Annotated in this window: 15 protein-coding genes; 11 read left to right on the top strand and 4 right to left on the bottom strand. The window is 49.2% G+C overall.

The annotated features are described in order from the left end of the window. The 3 genes from EJN92_RS02710 to EJN92_RS02700 are packed head-to-tail and all read left to right on the top strand — an operon-like array spanning position 1 to position 1,987. Positions 1-537 (top strand): hypothetical protein, encoded by a 537-nt coding sequence (locus EJN92_RS02710; protein ID WP_126126419.1) that lies wholly within the window; start codon positions 1-3, stop codon positions 535-537. 41 nt (positions 538-578) lie between these two features. Then, complete coding sequence (locus tag EJN92_RS02705; RefSeq protein WP_126126418.1) at positions 579-1,073, top strand: hypothetical protein; 495 nt, start codon at positions 579-581, stop codon at positions 1,071-1,073. A gap of 26 nt (positions 1,074-1,099) precedes the next feature. Beyond that, positions 1,100-1,987 (top strand): hypothetical protein, encoded by an 888-nt coding sequence (locus EJN92_RS02700; protein WP_126126417.1) that lies wholly within the window; start codon positions 1,100-1,102, stop codon positions 1,985-1,987. Between the two features lie 278 nt (positions 1,988-2,265). Here the strand turns inward: EJN92_RS02700 and EJN92_RS02695 are convergent, their stop codons facing one another. Beyond that, the gene (locus EJN92_RS02695) at positions 2,266-2,856 is read right to left on the bottom strand and encodes a response regulator transcription factor (protein WP_126126416.1); all 591 of its coding nucleotides are present in this window, start codon (positions 2,854-2,856) and stop codon (positions 2,266-2,268) included. A gap of 182 nt (positions 2,857-3,038) precedes the next feature. Continuing rightward, positions 3,039-5,027, bottom strand: a complete 1,989-nt coding sequence (locus tag EJN92_RS02690; protein ID WP_126126415.1) for a sensor histidine kinase — start codon at positions 5,025-5,027, stop codon at positions 3,039-3,041. Between the two features lie 187 nt (positions 5,028-5,214). Between EJN92_RS02690 and EJN92_RS02685 the strand changes: the two genes are divergently transcribed. The 5 genes from EJN92_RS02685 to xerD all read left to right on the top strand — a co-directional run bounded on the left by EJN92_RS02685 (position 5,215) and on the right by xerD (position 9,985). Further along, positions 5,215-6,219, top strand: a complete 1,005-nt coding sequence (locus EJN92_RS02685; RefSeq protein ID WP_126126414.1) for a TRAP transporter substrate-binding protein — start codon at positions 5,215-5,217, stop codon at positions 6,217-6,219. A 79-nt stretch (positions 6,220-6,298) separates the two neighbouring features. After that, positions 6,299-6,850, top strand: coding sequence for a TRAP transporter small permease (locus EJN92_RS02680; RefSeq protein ID WP_126126413.1), 552 nt, complete (start codon positions 6,299-6,301; stop codon positions 6,848-6,850). Continuing rightward, positions 6,847-8,127 (top strand): TRAP transporter large permease, encoded by a 1,281-nt coding sequence (locus EJN92_RS02675; protein WP_126126412.1) that lies wholly within the window; start codon positions 6,847-6,849, stop codon positions 8,125-8,127. Before EJN92_RS02680 ends, EJN92_RS02675 begins: the two co-directional genes overlap by 4 nt. Positions 8,128-8,543: 416 nt before the next feature. Further along, positions 8,544-9,065 carry a methylated-DNA--[protein]-cysteine S-methyltransferase gene (locus EJN92_RS02670; RefSeq protein WP_126126411.1) on the top strand — a complete coding sequence of 174 codons (522 nt, stop codon included), beginning with the start codon at positions 8,544-8,546 and terminating at the stop codon, positions 9,063-9,065. Then, entirely contained in the window at positions 9,062-9,985 is a 924-nt protein-coding gene (gene xerD / locus EJN92_RS02665; RefSeq protein WP_126129730.1) for a site-specific tyrosine recombinase XerD, read from the top strand. The genes EJN92_RS02670 and xerD overlap by 4 nt, the downstream gene beginning before the upstream one ends. Positions 9,986-10,039: 54 nt before the next feature. Here the strand turns inward: xerD and EJN92_RS02660 are convergent, their stop codons facing one another. After that, positions 10,040-11,236: a glycerophosphodiester phosphodiesterase gene (locus EJN92_RS02660; RefSeq protein WP_126126410.1), complete on the bottom strand. Its 1,197-nt coding sequence runs from the start codon at positions 11,234-11,236 to the stop codon at positions 10,040-10,042. Positions 11,237-11,310: 74 nt separating this feature from the next. Between EJN92_RS02660 and EJN92_RS02655 the strand changes: the two genes are divergently transcribed. The 3 genes from EJN92_RS02655 to fabI all read left to right on the top strand — a co-directional run bounded on the left by EJN92_RS02655 (position 11,311) and on the right by fabI (position 13,563). Beyond that, positions 11,311-11,802 carry an aminoacyl-tRNA deacylase gene (locus tag EJN92_RS02655; RefSeq protein WP_126126409.1) on the top strand — a complete coding sequence of 164 codons (492 nt, stop codon included), beginning with the start codon at positions 11,311-11,313 and terminating at the stop codon, positions 11,800-11,802. A gap of 98 nt (positions 11,803-11,900) precedes the next feature. Then, complete coding sequence (plsY, locus tag EJN92_RS02650) at positions 11,901-12,506, top strand: glycerol-3-phosphate 1-O-acyltransferase PlsY (RefSeq protein WP_126126408.1); 606 nt, start codon at positions 11,901-11,903, stop codon at positions 12,504-12,506. 274 nt (positions 12,507-12,780) lie between these two features. Beyond that, positions 12,781-13,563: an enoyl-ACP reductase FabI gene (gene fabI / locus EJN92_RS02645; protein ID WP_126126407.1), complete on the top strand. Its 783-nt coding sequence runs from the start codon at positions 12,781-12,783 to the stop codon at positions 13,561-13,563. A gap of 66 nt (positions 13,564-13,629) precedes the next feature. Here the strand turns inward: fabI and EJN92_RS02640 are convergent, their stop codons facing one another. Beyond that, positions 13,630-14,499, bottom strand: coding sequence for an ABC transporter ATP-binding protein (locus tag EJN92_RS02640; protein ID WP_126126406.1), 870 nt, complete (start codon positions 14,497-14,499; stop codon positions 13,630-13,632). Between the last annotated feature and the right edge of the window lies 1 nt (position 14,500).

The raw sequence follows: 14,500 nt of genomic DNA, 5'->3' as shown, positions 1-14,500 counted from the left end.
ATGACACAGTTCGATAGCGCTAAGGCCTTTCGTGCGCCTATCTATGCACCTGAAGCGGCCGTGCAGGAAGCCGCTTCGGGTTCATTTGCCGACTTGGTGCGCTTGATGGCAGAGGGGATTGCAGACGCCCAATTAGCCTTGGATCGCAGTTCAGCAACGATGGTCCAAGAGTTGGCGGACACCTTTGTCGACATCGTTCCTGCAATTACCGAAAAAATTTCAGCCGATGGTAGGGTCAGCTTCGAGCATGCTGCTGCGCAAAGCGTGTCTTTATTGGCGTTAGGGGTGAAACCGACCTTCTATCAATTCTCACAAGCGACGATAGAAGTGAGTATGGATTTAAAACTGGTCGAACAATTAAATGAGGATGGCACCCGTAAAAAAGGCACGATGGGTTTATTCGCAGAGACGGCGAATATACGCTTTGAACGTAAGCTGAATCGGGATGTTTCTGTGCATTCAAAAATTACCGCGACCTTGGTGCCGGTTCCAGCCCCCTTGCGTTTAGATATACCCCGGCGTACCACTACTGAGTAAATTCCGTCGTAAATTGAGTCCATAGACAGGAGATGTTTGATATGGCAAGCACAGACATTAAACGGGCTCCCTTAAGTGCGCTACTGGGTACTGCGGGTGCTTCTTTGAGTAGTGCTCAAGCCGATTTGGGGATAGGTGTCGGCGTCTCGAGCGGGATGCTGATGTCGGATGCAACACTGGAAATTAAAGCGGCGATCTCGCGTAGTAGTAATGGAGAGTTAGAAGTAGAGCCGCTGTCGTCAGCGCATCTCAATGGTGCGTTAAATGCTTCTGCGGTGTCCACCATACGCGTTAATTTTGTTGCCACGGCGAGTGCTCCGACGCTCGCTGCAGATAATACGCCAGCGCATCCTCCGGTGCGCAGCCGAGAAGAAATCATAAAAATTTTTCGTGAGCGGGACGATCTGCAACGACTGGAAAAAATCATGGGTGAACTCGATATTCACGCAAGTTATTTAAGCGAAAATAAGCGCTGGCTAGTGAAGGCGACCGACCCGCGCGGGCAACTGATACGCGAACAATTGATCATGGATTAGAGTACATACCGACTAAGGCTTAGCACATGGCACCCGGCACCGACAAACCACTGAGCACAGTGCAATTACGTACTGCCTTACTGCAGACGAATAAGGAACTCGATTCCTTGCGTGGCAAACTTGAGAGCGAGCGTGCCGCAGCGCGCCAATCGCAAGATGAATTAATCTCGACCAGAGAAGCCTTGGCACGCGAGCGCGAGTTAAGTTCGGGTAATCAACAGATAGCGAGTAAAAAATTAGAAGACGCTTTAGATTTGATGTCCAGGCTAAAACTGGCGGCCACCAGTGCCAGTGACAGTGAAATTAAATTGAGCGCAGAGCTAGATGCCTTGCGTAAGGTGAATGCAGATTTACTGGCAAAATTGCGGCAATTGGAATTGCCAAACACCGACAATCAAGAACAGCTCAAACGCATGAAAGAGCAAATCGCTGCCTTGTTAGCCGAGAATCAGCGTCTGGCGCAATTTAGAGACGAGGCACAGAGTGACAATAAAGTTCTATTTGAACGCATCGAAAGCAGCGATGTAAGAGAGAAGGAGGCGGTGGCAGCAGCGATCGCTGTGAGCAGCGCCCAGCATGGCGAACAGCTCAAGGAATTAAACGAAACGACAAAACTTGCCGTTGCCAGAGTCGCCAGTTTGTCGGCGCAAATCGATAGCAATGGCAAACTGGAAGTATTGGCACCAGACCAAATTGGTAGGCTGATGAGCGGCTTCTTGCAACGCATAGAATCGGGTATGCCTAGCCTGCGTCTAGCCGAGGGTGAGCTTAAACTCAAATTAGGCTTGGCGCGTAGCGCACAGCAAGAAGGCTTCGTTATCTTGCCACCTAACGCCAGTGCAGAAATGCGCAGCAGTGTGCATGAAATATCTCTGCGTTTTGATCGGAGCGGCGCACTCACTACTATCAAGTAGCTTGTATTGTTCAAAGTCTAAAGGCTTAGCATTGGGGATGAACAGACGTATCAAAGCCATGCTTTGCATCAAAAATTTATTCAGGAAAACGCCGCTTTGCTGCGGCATGTGCGGGTGTTTGATACGCTCAGCCAAAGCTGAAGCCTGACTGAGGGCAGATAACTATTTTTTTTGCATGCCCGCCAAGGCGCATATTCCATGCGGGTTTGCGGGCATGCCAGGCTGTAGGCCGCATGGGATATGCGTGTTGGGTGTGCATCTTAGGCTAGCTGCTGTTTTTACTTCAATAAACCGGCCAGCTCGACCGCGGTTTTGACCTTCATCTTGTCGAAGATATGGGCGCGGTGGACCTCGACGGTGCGCATGCTGATGCCTAGTTTATCGGCGATCACCTTGTTCATTTTGCCTAGCAATATCAGGTCGAGCACTTCGCGCTCGCGCGCCGACAGGCTGGCCAGGCGCTCGTGCACTGCAGCCAGGGCACCAGCTTGGCGCGACAAGGCCAGTGCTTCCTCGACTCTATCCATCAGTTTATTATCGTTAAATGGCTTTTCAAAAAAATCGAAGGCACCGCGTTTTAAGGTGTCGACTGCCATAGGGACATCGCCATGCCCGGTTAAAAAAATCACTGGCAGGCGTTTGGTCAGCTGCTTGCTCGCCAGCACTTCAAACAAGGTGGTGCCGGAGAGCCCGGACATACGTACGTCGAGCAAGATGCAATCGCCGTCCACGTCGTAGTGGAAATTTTTATCCAGGCTGATCAGGAATTTTTCGCCACTTTCATAGCTGCTACTGTTAATGCTACGGGAGCGCGCCAGCCAAGCCAGCGCGTCGCGGATTACGTCTTCATCATCGACTATGTGTAGCACTCAGGTCTCCTCTATCTCTGTTATATGCGGGCCACTGACCGGCAATTTACTTCCTCTTTGGGAATCTTCTCATTAGAACCTTCGCAAAAGCGCCCCAGCGTTCTTGTATCCGTTTTGCCGTATTGAAGTAAGTCTTCGGTGAAACGCTTAGCTGGGGGAAATTTGCGTAAGTCCTTCTACTGCTATTTTACTGGTAGTGAAAATCTAAAAATGGTGCCGCCCAGAGGATTATTTTGATGTTCCAGACTGCCACCGTGAAACTCTATCGCGGTACGGCAGATATTTAAACCCATGCCCATGCCACTGGTTTTGGTCGTGAAAAACGGTGAGAACAATTGTTTGGCGATTTCTTCGGTAATCCCATGACCACGGTCTATCACTTCTATTATGACGTTATTTGCGGCCGCTGATTCGCCCCTCACTGCTTGCTCGCAGCGCGCGACGATGCGCAGCAAGCGTAGCTCTGGCGGGCAGTGTGCCATGGCCTCAATCGCATTTCTGGTCAGATTGAGTAGTACTTGTTCCAGCAGGACTTTGTCGGCCAATACCTCGGGTAACTGCGCTTCTAGCTGGATTTGTAGATGCACATGCGAGCCCTGCGCCTGTAACTCGACCAGGGGCAAAACGCTACGTATCAGATTGGGGATGCTGACCGCTTCTCGACTGCTTTCGGTTTTTTTGACGAATTCGTGCACGCTGCGAATGATGTGGCCAGCCCTTTGGGTTTGGGCGTTGGCTTTTTCTAATGCGCTCTGTAATAAGGCGTGATCGTTGCTGCCGGCCTTAATCAGATTGATGGCACCGGTGGTGTAGCTTGAAATTGCCGCCAGCGGTTGGTTCAGTTCATGCGCCAGCATAGAGGCAATTTCTCCCATGGTGGCCAGGCGCGCGCTGGCATGCAGTTTTTCTTGCTGCTGACGGGCCAGTTCCTGAGCATTTTTTAATTCCGAGATGTCGAGGATAGAACTCATCCAGCCAGTCTGTTTGCCATGTTCGTTGACCAGGGCCGACTCATAGATCAGGACCGGAAAACGCTCGCCATTAGCGCGCTGATAGATAGTCTCGAAACCTTTGGCCGGTACCGAACCGGATAGCATGAGCGTGAAACGCTCCTGATACTCTTGATAGGCTTCGGGCGCCCAATACGGCATAGGCGGGATGCGCCCAATCACATCCTCGGCAGGGTGGCCTATCATTTTGCAAAACGCCGGGTTGACATAGGTCAGGCGGCCTTCCATGTCGCGCGCGCGCAAGCCGGTGATCAGCGAGTTTTCCATCGCAGTACGAAATGCCACTTGCTGGCGCAGCGCGCCCTCGGCAGCAAGGCGGCGGGTAATGTCGCGCCACAGGGCCAGCAAACTCCAGATCAAACCTAGCGAGAGCAATACTACCGACAGTACCAGCAGATTGGAGAGCAGTTTGGGTTCGGTTTTGTTGCTATTGGTACGCAGAATCAGGCTCAAACCAGAGAATTCGAGTTGGCGGGTATGCGTGTAGACGTTTTTGCCCATGCCACCGGCGGAGCGATCGGCCAATATTTTTTCATCCATATTCAGGATGGAAATCTGATTGTCCTGAGCAAACCACCAGGGAGCCATTTCCTCGAGTATGCCTTGCAATCGATAGCTGACCACGATACTGCCATCGCGTTTATTTCCTCTTACCAGCGGTATCTGGCAACTCAGTAAATAGCTGTTCTTGCTGTCTGTTTCTAGGATAGGTTCCAGGCAACGGGTCTTGCTTTTTGCCTCTGGACCAGACAAGTTAGGCTGCAATGCTGCGCTCTGTTGGCTCTCGAATAGTGGCGATTCTGAGGTCGAATTGATGAGCTTGTCTTGCTCGTCAAACCAGTCTATCCGATGAATTTCGTAATTGCTTTTGAGTAGTTGGCGAAACCTGTCATTGGCGCTGTTGGGACTGAGTTTTTCCTGAATAATATCCTTACCTACTTGACGCAAAATTTCCTCGTTGCGGTCGAGTTGGAATTGTATTGCCTGTTCTACCCACAGTGTGTCGGCGATCAATTGCTCCTGACGCTCGTTCGCTTCCATGCGCTGAGCCTGCCAAGGTAGCCATATCAGTGTCGTCAAAAATAGTAGCACCAGAAGTATCGGCAGCAGCCAGCGCCACTTCTGATTGGACCAACGTTGGGAAAGGGGATGCTTGGACATGATGCACACAGTTTACTGCATCGCTAGCAAAACGCTTAGGTCCTTGTCGAGCTAAAGGCTGATTGTGGTGAATTTTGCGTGATTTTCATTGATTGTGGTTAACCACAGTTGCTTAATTTTATGAAATTCTGAATACTTCTTGCCAAGTAATAAAAATTCCTAAAAACAAACACTTTCGGAGATCAACATGAAGCTCACTTCTTTACTCTTTTCTATGCTGGCCGCTACTGTGGTCAGCGGCGTTGCCTTTGCGCAAGCCCCTATCGTCATTAAGTTTAGTCACGTGGTATCGGTCGATACCCCTAAGGGCAAGGCTGCGGAACGCTTCAAAGAACTCGCCGAAAAAGCCACTAAAGGTCGTGTTAAGGTCGAGCTGTATCCGAATAGCACACTGTACAAAGATAAAGAAGAGTTGGAGGCGCTGCAATTGGGCGCGGTGCAGATGTTGGCACCTTCACTGGCGAAGTTTGGACCTCTGGGTGTCAAGGAGTTTGAAGTGTTCGATTTGCCTTTTATCTTTCCGGATAAAGATGTCTTGTATCGCGTTACCGAAGGGCAAATCGGCAAAGACTTAATGAAGAAGCTGGAGCCTAAAGGTATCGTTGGTCTGGGTTTTTGGGATAACGGTTTTAAGGTGATGTCGGCGAATAAATCGATACATTTGCCTGGCGATTTAAAGGGACAGAAATTGCGCATACAGTCTTCTAAAGTGCTGGATGCTCAGATGCGTGCTTTAGGTGCGAACCCTCAGGTATTGGCTTTTTCTGAGGTGTATCAGGCCCTGCAGACTGGTGTCGTCGATGGTACTGAGAATCCACCTTCCAATCTGTACACCCAAAAAATGCACGAGGTGCAAAAACACGTGACCCTGACTAATCACGGTTACCTCGGTTACGCAGTGATCGTGAATAAAAAATTCTGGGATGGCTTACCAGCGGATATCCGCGGCGAACTCGATACCGCCATGAAATCGGCCACCAAGTACGCCAATGCGATCGCCCAGCAAGAAAATGATAAGGCCCTGGAAGCGATCAAAAAATCCGGCAAGAGCACCGTGTATCTACCTAGTGTTGCAGAGCGCAATGAGTGGCGCAAGGCGCTGTTGCCTGTGCAAAAAACCATGGAAGATAGAATCGGTAAAGAATTGATTGCCAACGTCAACAAAGAAGCCGCAGCGCTAGGCTACAAGTAATCTCACACGGTGTGCTGGCCTGGTCTGCTTGCTTACTTGCGAGCAGGTTTGCTTGCCCACCTTTCATATTGGAAATGCCATGAAATTTCTTGATCATCTGGAAGAGTGGTTAATTGCCACCTTGATGGGGGCGGCCACCATCGTGATCTTTGTTGCTGTCGTGCATCGCTATTTATCCGGCTTTGCTATCCCCTACGTACAGGACGCGCTGATTCAAATTAACACCAGTTGGGCACAAGAATTGACCATCTATATGTTCGTGTGGATGGCAAAGTTTGGCGCAGCTTACGGTGTGCGTACCGGTATCCACGTTGGGGTCGATGTACTAATCAATAAAATGAAGCCGACACGGCGCAATCAGTTCGTCATTTTTGGATTGTTGGCCGGCGCCTTGTTCACAGGTATTGTCGGTACTTTAGGCGCGAGTTTTGTCTGGGACATTGCGCACACAGATCAGACTTCGGCGGATCTGGAAATCCCTATGTGGTGGGTGTATATGGCAATACCGCTAGGCTCTTATCTGATGTGCTTCCGTTTCTTGCAAGTAACCTGGACTTTTATTAAAACCGGCGAATTACCTAAACATGATCATTCGCACGTAGAAGGTTTGGAAGACGAGGTGAAAGCATGAACGCCGCGATTATTTTTGTCTTACTGCTGGCGCTGATGCTGACGGGCATGCCGATTTCGATTTCTCTGGGCTTAACGGTCTTGGGATTCTTATTCACCATGACCAATGTGCCTATCGAATCGGTCGCCTTGAAACTGTTTACCGGGATAGAGAAATTCGAGATCATGGCGATCCCTTTCTTTATTCTGGCGGGTAATTTTCTGACGCATGGCGGGGTCGCCAGACGCATGATTAATTTTGCCACCTCTATGGTCGGTCACTGGCATGGTGGTCTGGCTTTGGCTGGAGTGATGGCGTGTGCGCTGTTTGCTGCGGTATCCGGATCTTCCCCGGCAACCGTGGTGGCGATTGGCTCCATCATCATGCCAGCGATGGTGAAGCAAGGTTATCCCAAAGGTTTTGGCGCAGGCGTGATCACTACTTCCGGGGCACTGGGGATATTGATACCGCCGTCTATCGTGATGGTGATGTATTCGGTCTCGACCAATACTTCAGTGGGGCAGTTGTTTATGGCGGGCGTGATACCAGGTTTGCTGTTGGCTATCTTATTGGGATTAACCACCTGGTTCCTGGCGCGCAAGCACAATTATCCACGCATGCCTAAATCCAGTTGGGCTGAGCGCTGGATCGCTTTCCGTAAAAGCGCCTGGGGTTTATTGCTGATCGTGATCGTCATGGGCGGTATTTATTCGGGCATGTTTACACCCACTGAGGCCGCTGCGGTCGCGGCCGTGTATGCCTTTGTGGTGGCGGTATTCGTCTACAAAGACATGACTTTAATGAAGGTGCCAAAAGTACTGCTAGATTCGGCGGCGATGTCAGCCATGCTGCTCTACATCATCACCAACGCCATGTTGTTTTCGTTTTTGATGACCAGCGAAAATATTCCGCAAGCAATGGCGGGTTGGATCTTGGGCAAAGGTTTTGGCGTGGTCAGCTTCTTGCTCGTTTGCAATGTCTTACTGCTTTTGGCTGGTAATGTGATGGAGCCATCCTCTATCGTCCTGATTATGGCGCCTATTTTGTTTCCGGTGGCGATGAAGCTGGGCATCGATCCCGTACATTTTGGTATCATCATGGTAGTGAATATGGAAGTCGGTATGTGCCATCCACCAGTTGGGCTTAATCTTTACGTCGCTTCGGGCATCACCAAGATGGGAATCACCGAGTTGACCATCGCAGTCATGCCTTGGTTAATGACGATGATAGGCTTCTTGATGCTGATTACTTATGTGCCTATCATTTCAACCTGGTTGCCGCAACTTATATACAAGTAACAAACGCCGAGTGTATTCAAGGAGGGGGGGGCTTAGCATCGTACCTCCCGTCTTTTTAAAAAATTGTGAAAAAAAGTAAATTGTCCAGAAATTTATTTCACTAATACGGTTTTTTACAAATTCGCAACATTTCATATTTTTCCCCAATTTTGCTTTTGAATCGCGCGAAATTGCATGTTATATTCTCGCCAGATCGAAATTTGCAGTACAGCAGTGCAAACAAGTTTTAAGGCGGAAGTGCAATAAAAAGCGGTATTCATACCGAACACACTGGGGAGACGCGCGTTTTAATATAAGCTGAGATTTATGCAAATAAGTCTAAACGGCCCGAAACGCGAAAGATGTTTTAAAGGCGCATCCTTGGATGCGCCTTTTTTCTTTTGGCTGCGCATTGCGCGTTTTTTTCTGGAGTAACTATGTTGGAAAGCGAAGCGGCTATTTTTTCGGCGATCGTCAGTGTGCCTTTCGGTTATATCGGCGTGCGCAGTGAGGGCAATTTCATCAGTGAATTGGTGTATCTGCCGCCCAGGTTTCAGGAAAAAGCACCGACAGATAAAATATCTGAGCAAGCGGCACAGCAAATTGAGTCTTACATAGAACAAGCCGACTTTCGTTTTAAGCTCGCTCTCAAACCTGCCGGTAGCGTATTTCAGCACAAAGTCTGGAATGCGATTTCATCTATACCGCGTGGTGAAGTGCGCACCTACGGACAAATTGCCAAACATATACAGTCAGCTCCACGTGCGGTTGGGCAGGCCTGCGGTGCCAACTGGTATCCTTTAGTGATTCCTTGTCATCGAGTCACTGCCGCAGCTGGCTTAGGCGGTTTTGCACATCACGATGATGAGACTGGTTTCCATCTAGGGGTGAAGCGCTGGTTGCTGACGCATGAACAGGTTGCTGGCTATACTCAGGAGTCTTTGTGGGCCGCCAAATAGATACAGCCACGCCTGTCATCGTATTGCCGGCACAAGTGCAGGCGCAAATTGATGCGTTTTGCGACAATCTCTGGCTAGAAGATGGCTTGGCTAAAAACTCTCTGGAAGCGTATCGACGTGATATGCGCCTATTTGCCGAGTGGCTGCAGCAAAAAAACGAAAAACATCTGTATCAAGTGAATGAGACGGATATTTTCGCCTACATTGCCGAGAAGCATAGCGCATCAAAAGCCACTTCCGCGAATCGCCGTATGAGCGTACTCAAGCGCTTTTATCAAATGGCTTTCAGGCAAAATCTGATTGCCGCTAATCCCTGTACCAAACTCAAGTCGGCGAAGCAAGCGAATCGCTTACCTAAAACATTGAGCGAAAAACAGGTCGAGGTCTTACTGCTGGCACCGGACGTAAATACTGCCTTGGGTTTGCGTGATCGCACCATGCTCGAATTGTTATATGCCTGTGGCTTACGTGTGACGGAGCTGGTGTCTTTGGCGGCGCTCGACATGAGTCTTAATGATGGTGTCTTGCGCATTACCGGCAAAGGGAATAAAACTCGCTTGGTGCCTTTTGGTGAAGTCGCCAGAACCTGGCTGGAGCGCTATTTGCGCGAGGGCAGGGCGGTGATTTTGGATGGACAGATTGATGACGCCCTGTTTGTGACGGCGCGCGGTGGCGCTATGACCAGACAAATGTTTTGGGTGCTGATAAAAAAATATGCCAGTCAGGCTGGCATAGTCGCGCCCTTATCACCACATACCCTGAGACATGCATTTGCTACCCATCTATTAAATCACGGTGCCGATTTAAGGGTGGTGCAATTACTGCTGGGGCATGCCGATATTTCGACGACTCAGATTTACACCCATGTTGCGCGCGAGCGTTTAAAACAATTACACGCGCAACATCATCCTAGGGGCTAGCTGAGCCTAGTCAGATAAGGATGAGTTCTGTTTTGAGCTCATCCCTGGAGCTGATTAACGTCCCGTTTCTTTCAAATACTCGGCACGCGCGGCTAAGGCCGTATCGGTAAAATCCGTAAAAATCCCATCGACACCCAAGCGGAAGAATTGTTTGTATTCTTCTTTTGGATCGCCTTTGTAATTGCTGGCAAGTCGGCGCTTTTCATTGCGGAAGGTGTAAGGATGCAGCATCAATCCCGCTTTATGGGCATCTGCGACTAAGCTCGTTGGCTCCATAGTCGTGGTGTCGGCATCGTTAATTTTTCCATCGCCGTTGATGTCGACTATCTTTCCATCTGCACCCACAGTGCCTTTGACGCTGACAATATAGCGTTTCCACGGACCTATGCCATCCGCGTAGGTTTTGATTTCGGCCAGACCTGCTGGTGTCACCATATCGGAGAACATACGTTTATCGCCCGCCAAGGCCCAGTCTACAGGCCGGTCGTAAGGCGCAGCGTAGGTCAATTTACCTGTTTTAAGATCGACGTCATCGGCATCAATCAGTTGGATTAATTTTGTTTTTAAACCTTTGGCGCGCATTTCTTTCAGACTGCCTGGCTCGAAGGATTGCACGAAGATAGGTGCGCTCTTATCGTTCCAGCCGGCTTGATTGATAATCGCGATCAGTTTGTCTTCCAAAGGCAGACCGAGGGCGCGATGATAACTAGGGTTTTTAGTTTCTGGATAGACCGAAATCGTGCGTCCAGTTTCTTTTGATTTGGCTTTGACCAGATCGATGATCTCTTGAAAGCTGACCAATTTGTAGAGCCCGTTAAATTGCTGTGGCCGTTCGGCATCGGTGGAAATGCCGCCCAAAGTTTTGATTTCAGCAAAAGTAAAGTCGCTGGCAAACCAGCCGGTTTGTGATTCTCCGTCGACACTCAGCGTTTTTTTGCGCGAGGCAAACTCTGGGTGATTGGCGACGTCGGTACTGCCGGCAAGATTAGGATCGTGTCTGGCGATCAGCACGCCGTCTTTAGTCGACACTAGGTCCGGCTCGATCGCATCAGCGCCTAGCTCTATGGCTTTGACATAGGCTTCGTAGGTTTCTTCAGGGATGTAACCAGAGGCACCACGATGTGCCACCACGAGAGGTTTTTCACCGTTTAAAGTTGGCAATGCGCTAGGTGCATCGCTGCTGCCGCAGGCTGCGATTAAAACACTGGCGGAGCAAACCAAAAGCAAAGCTGCATGACGTGGAATTTGCATGAAATTTCTCGTTGTGGATAAAAGCATAACGATATAATTCGGATATGACCTGCTTATGACATGAAGGAAACGTTTTGGCTAAAAAAGAACATGTATCAGAAACACCGGCGACCCAGTTTTTGCGTAAGCAAGCCGCTGTATTTAGTGAACACCCTTACACTTATGAAGAACATGGCGGCACCACGGTGTCGGCCCGTGAATTAGGGGTGGATGAACATAGCGTTGTCAAAACCCTGGTGATGCAGGATGAATTAGCCAAGCCTTTGATTGTTCTGATGCATGGTGACTGCAAAGTGTCGACCAAAAATCTGGCACGACAAATAGGCTGCAAATCGGTAGAGCCATGTAAGCCCGAGGTGGCGCAACGCCATTCCGGCTACATGGTCGGTGGCACCTCACCCTTCGCGACAAAAAAAGCCATGCCTGTGTATGTTGAACAGGGTATTCTTCTGCTGGATAAAATTTATATCAATGGCGGCAAGCGCGGCTATTTGTTAGGAATCAATCCTGCACTCCTGACGGAGCTACTGAAAGCGCAAGCTGTTGAGTGTGCTTTGGATGACTAGTTGATATAAAATATTTTGCTTGTCGGAAACAAGTAAATAAAAGTAAATCAAATTAAATAAAACAAACAATCTAGAAATAAGAAACTAGGAAAATAGAGATGAATACTTTACTGGCAATGTTGGCAGCCTATTTATTGGGATCAATTTCATTCGCTGTGGTAGTCAGCAAGTTGTTTCGCTTGTCTGACCCGCGTACTTATGGCTCCAAAAATCCGGGTGCTACCAATGTGCTGCGCAGTGGGAATAAGGCGGCAGCCGTGCTCACTTTGCTAGGTGACGGTGCGAAAGGTTGGTTGGCGGTGTGGTTGACGGTGCAATTTGGTACACAGTTTGGCTTGGGTGATACTGCGGTAGCCTTGGTGACGCTAGCCGTGTTTTTGGGACACTTATGGCCAATATTCTTTAAATTTGTGGGCGGCAAGGGCGTCGCTACTGCGCTCGGCGTCTTGCTTGGGATAAATCCCTGGTTGGGCTTGGCCACGCTGATTACCTGGATCGTGGTGGTGTATGCCTTCCGTTATTCGTCCTTAGGCGCTTTGATCGCGGCCATTTTCGCGCCGTTTTATTATGGCTTGTTGTTCGGCCCAGACCCGAAATTACTCGCTATTTTTATCATGAGTGCCTTGCTGGTGTATCGTCATTCCAGCAATATCGGTAATCTTATGCAGGGTAAAGAGAGTCGCCTCGGCAGCAAAAAGAAATAGTTTGGCGGCTACTTAGCTAGGTTTTCGCATTCTTGTTGTGGCAAAAATAGAATTAATATTTGCCCGTTTAAGCGCGAACAACTACAATTCCGCCCTATTGAGTAAATAGTGAGTAAACGCTCTAAAGGCTTGTTCTAGCGCAGAACCTGTTTAAATAGAGTAGATGCACACTGTATAAAATAAGTATAAAACCCTTAGCGCAGTATCCATGCGGTTCTTCAAGGCTTTTTGGCCTGTAAGCCGCACCAGTACTGCGCTAATACCTGGAGTTACCATGGCATTTCTGCAAGGCAAAAAAATTCTGATCACCGGTTTGTTGTCAAACCGTTCTATCGCTTATGGCATCGCACAGGCCTGTAAGCGCGAAGGCGCTGAATTGGCTTTCACTTATGTGGGCGAGCGTTTTAAAGACAGAATTACTGATTTCGCCAAAGAGTTCGGCAGCGACTTGATTTTTGATTGTGACGTCAGTAGCGATGAACAAATCGATGCGGTGTTTACCGATCTGGCCAAACATTGGGATCGCCTGGATGGCTTGGTGCATGCAATTGGTTTCGCTCCACGCGAAGCGATTGCCGGTGATTTCCTCGATGGCTTCTCACGCGAAGCATTTAAAGTCGCTCACGATATTTCAGCTTATAGCTTCCCGGCGATGACGAAAGCGGCATTGCCGCTGTTGCACGAAGGTTCTTCTGTTTTGACGTTGTCCTATCTGGGAGCGATACGTGCGATACCTTATTACAACACCATGGGCTTGGCTAAAGCGTCCTTAGAGGCTTCAGTACGCTATCTGGCAGAAAACCTGGGCAAAAAAGGCATACGTGTGAATGGCGTTTCAGCCGGTCCTATCAAGACTCTGGCGGCTAGCGGCATCAAGGATTTCAGTAAATTACTCGGCTTCGTGGCTGAACATGCTCCCTTGCGCCGCAATGTGACGATAGAAGAAGTGGGGAATACTGCCGCTTTCTTGTTGTCACCTTTGGCCAGCGGTATCACTGGTGAAATTACCTATGTCGATGGCGGTTTCTCGCACGTAATGGGCCTGACACCGGAATAGGCTGCGCTTTAATTTTGTGTGTTTGTGTATATTTATGGCGCATTGCAGTTCGAATGCGCCATAATTTTATAGCCTGAAAATCAAAGGGCTGAAAGCCTTGCTTGAGATCGCAATCTGATCTCCCACCTTCAAGCCCTTTATCTCATCTTCTCCCGCAATAATCTCTACGATATCCTGAGCGATTAATAGCGATAGTACGTAGATCACTTCTTCCCTACGGATTGCCAGCACTTGCGCGCGCAGATTGAGTTTGCCGGATAGTCGTTGCTGTAAAAAGACTTGTGCCGGAGTGCCTGACTTAATAATTTTGCCCATTTCCATCTGATGCACGCATTGCGAAAGTTTAAAAACCTCGCCTATGTCGTGACTAACCAAGATGCTGGTCAGTCGGCACTCCTGATGTAGTTGCAGTAACTCGTCTTGCAATTGTGAGCGCAAGCTGCCATCGAGTGCTGACAAGGGCTCATCCAGTAGCAAGAGCTTGGGTTTGCGTGCTAGGGCGCGCGCCAGCGCGACTCTTTGCTTTTGGCCGCCCGAGAGGGTGCTAGGCAAGCTATTTTTAAATTCGTTTAAGCCTGTTAGCTGCAATAAATGGTCTATCCATGCACCCTGATTTTTTTGCGCGCCATAGGTAACATTGTCCCTGACGTTCATATTCGGAAACAGTGCGTAGTCTTGGAATACCAAGCCTATAGAGCGTTGCTGCGGCGTTAGATTAATTTTTTTTGCCGAGTCAAACCAGGTCACGCCATCAAGCACCAGTCGCCCTTGATCCGGCTGTGTCAAGCCAGCCAGCATGCGCAACAGCGTGGTTTTACCGGCGCCGGAGGGCCCGAACAAAGACACGAAATCATGCGACTCTGCGGTAAAGCTGACCGCGATCTCTATCGAAGAGGAGTTGCTACGCAGATTTTTTTGCAGATCAAGTTCTAGCATG

The sequence above is a fragment of the Undibacterium parvum genome (genome assembly GCF_003955735.1).
In the GTDB taxonomy this organism is placed as follows: domain Bacteria; phylum Pseudomonadota; class Gammaproteobacteria; order Burkholderiales; family Burkholderiaceae_D; genus Undibacterium; species Undibacterium parvum.
This window is presented reverse-complemented; position numbering and strand designations above follow the sequence as displayed.

Coding starts and splice junctions, on each gene's coding strand:
- EJN92_RS02690 (WP_126126415.1), bottom strand. CDS start 5,027: ATGTCCAAGCATCCCCTTTCCCAACGTTGGTCCAATCAGAAGTGGCGC.
- EJN92_RS02670 (WP_126126411.1), top strand. CDS start 8,544: ATGTTGGAAAGCGAAGCGGCTATTTTTTCGGCGATCGTCAGTGTGCCT.
- EJN92_RS02680 (WP_126126413.1), top strand. CDS start 6,299: ATGAAATTTCTTGATCATCTGGAAGAGTGGTTAATTGCCACCTTGATG.
- EJN92_RS02700 (WP_126126417.1), top strand. CDS start 1,100: ATGGCACCCGGCACCGACAAACCACTGAGCACAGTGCAATTACGTACT.
- fabI (WP_126126407.1), top strand. CDS start 12,781: ATGGCATTTCTGCAAGGCAAAAAAATTCTGATCACCGGTTTGTTGTCA.
- plsY (WP_126126408.1), top strand. CDS start 11,901: ATGAATACTTTACTGGCAATGTTGGCAGCCTATTTATTGGGATCAATT.
- EJN92_RS02660 (WP_126126410.1), bottom strand. CDS start 11,236: ATGCAAATTCCACGTCATGCAGCTTTGCTTTTGGTTTGCTCCGCCAGT.
- EJN92_RS02675 (WP_126126412.1), top strand. CDS start 6,847: ATGAACGCCGCGATTATTTTTGTCTTACTGCTGGCGCTGATGCTGACG.
- EJN92_RS02640 (WP_126126406.1), bottom strand. CDS start 14,499: ATGCTAGAACTTGATCTGCAAAAAAATCTGCGTAGCAACTCCTCTTCG.
- EJN92_RS02685 (WP_126126414.1), top strand. CDS start 5,215: ATGAAGCTCACTTCTTTACTCTTTTCTATGCTGGCCGCTACTGTGGTC.
- EJN92_RS02705 (WP_126126418.1), top strand. CDS start 579: ATGGCAAGCACAGACATTAAACGGGCTCCCTTAAGTGCGCTACTGGGT.
- EJN92_RS02710 (WP_126126419.1), top strand. CDS start 1: ATGACACAGTTCGATAGCGCTAAGGCCTTTCGTGCGCCTATCTATGCA.